This window comes from Carnobacterium sp. (assembly GCF_032094055.1).
In the GTDB taxonomy this organism is placed as follows: Bacteria; Bacillota; Bacilli; order Lactobacillales; family Carnobacteriaceae; genus Carnobacterium_A.
Window position 1 is genome coordinate 4,291 of record NZ_DAMDAK010000127.1, and the last position, 340, is coordinate 4,630.

General features: G+C 41.2%; 1 protein-coding gene. It reads right to left on the reverse strand.

The annotated features are described in order from the left end of the window. Window positions 1-340 (reverse strand): carbohydrate-binding domain-containing protein (locus tag RT405_RS13045; RefSeq protein ID WP_313470251.1); only part of this gene is annotated, 340 nt, incomplete at both ends.

Genomic DNA, 340 nt, shown 5'->3' on the forward strand with positions numbered 1-340 from the left:
TTCCACCAGCGATGTAGACGAAGCCCTTTCCTTCTTTTTCTGCATTATCAGATTGGATTCCATCCTTACCAGTCTCGAGTGTAAAGTTTCCATCTTTTATTTTTACGGAATCCTTTCCTGACAGCCCTTGTCCTGCTGCCGTAATTTGGTATGTTCCGCTGACAATCGTCAAGTCATCTTTAGAGACGATTCCATGATTGGTATTCCCATTAATGATCAAACTGCCTAATCCATTAAGCGTTAAGTCTGTTTTACTGAAAATAGTACCATCAATAGTAGTTGCATCTGTTCCGGTTCCGATAGTTGCTGTACTGCCGGCTTTATCGGTCAATGTATTTTC